This window comes from Polaromonas sp. P3_C2 (assembly GCF_056402675.1).
In genome coordinates this window covers 1-1,473 of the sequence record NZ_JBFUGX010000869.1, presented here as the reverse complement: position 1 = coordinate 1,473, position 1,473 = coordinate 1, and the positions used below count along the sequence as shown (strand labels likewise).

The window sequence follows — 1,473 nt, the reverse complement described above, 5'->3', positions numbered from 1 at the left end:
GTACACATAGCTGGTGCTGCGATTGTTCGCATCTATGGAAGTCAGGATGCGGCCGGAAACATCATAGGTAAATCTCGCATCGGGGCCTGACGCAGGAAGATAGGCTGCGATACCGGGGAACTGCGCCGCTGGCGGTGTGAAAGCCGCTGAATATCGTGCAACACCTTTGGTGATACGGACTTCATCCATATTCCCGGTGAAAGCGACGGCCTCCCCACCCTTGCCGATATACAAAGGGCCCGTGAGCGCTGCGAAAGGCGTGTAGGCGGCGGTACTGGTGGATGGGACGCCATTGACGTAGACCGACATCGTGGCCCCGTTCCCCACAATGGCAACATGCTGCCAGACGTTGGCCGTAATCGCCGTGCTCGGGAATACACCAACAATCTCCCAGTTATTCACGGCCGCGTTGCTTTTGAGAATACGTACAGAGCTGTTTTCCAGGTCTATCTCAAATGGGGAGTAAACAGGGCCTAGTCGTGTGGAGATAAGGCTCTGAATACCGCCAATGGAACCAGGCTTCAGAAAAAACTCGATGGTGAATGGCAACGACCCGAAGTTAAAGTCGGTTCCAGCGGGTACCGAGATGTATCCACTGTTGGCGAAAGCGCCGGAGCCGGTGCCAAATACTTTCGACGCAGTTGAAATTGAGGCACTTCCTGTGACAGAGAGCGTTTTCAGAGCAGCACCATCGTCCACAAAAGCTGTCGAGCCGTTCGTCCCATTCATGTGAAGCAAAAGCGAATTAAATGCTGCACTCGGATCGGTTGGACCACCTCCAGCTGCTGCCGGGTTCGCGAGTTGAACAATCCTCTTGCACACCACGGGCAAGGGCTTTCCATTCGGCAACGTTGGCGCACTGGTGCAATTGGCCGCTGCATCGGCGTTCAAAGGGTCTGGCCGGCCCTGGTAAACCAGCGTTGTCAATGTCCCAGGCGTGGCACTCGCAACAGGAAGCCGCCAATCCGGGTGCCAAGTGGTCGTGAATTTCCTAGCCCCTGCCGGCAAAGTGGCGCCGCCAGGTAGCACGGCATTGCAGGCCGCGGTGTTGGACAGGCCTTCCACTCGCGTGATCTCCCGATTCGAACCGTCATACGCATAGCAACTGCGCACGCCGTTGAAATCATCTTGTGAGAGCAAATTCCCAGCTGCATCAAAGGCGGAGGCGTTATTGGCTGCGGCACAGCCTGAGCCTGCCGGCTGGCTCAGGCCCGTAGCCTTGTTCAGGCCACCCACCGTGGTAGACGCGATGTCCGAGCTTTGCCCATTGGGCAGGGCTAGAACCACGTTGCTGGGCGACACCATGCTGTGGGCGCGGGTGGTAATGGTCGTTGCGGCATCGTAGGTTTGCGTGACAGCCACGGAAGGTGGAGTGCCGTAAGCCACGCTGTAGCGGTTAACGCCCCCGGCAAGTTCGGTGGAGATGGCACGGCCGGCGGCATCGTAACCATAGGTGGAATAGCGGTTCCCCAG

The 1,473-nt window shown here is 57.8% G+C and carries 1 protein-coding gene; it reads right to left on the bottom strand.

What is annotated here, in order from left to right:
- A partial coding sequence (locus AC1DWI_RS22880) for a LamG domain-containing protein (protein ID WP_477725876.1) occupies window positions 1-1,362 on the bottom strand: 1,362 nt, incomplete at its 3' end.
- Window positions 1,363-1,473: the final 111 nt, after the last annotated feature.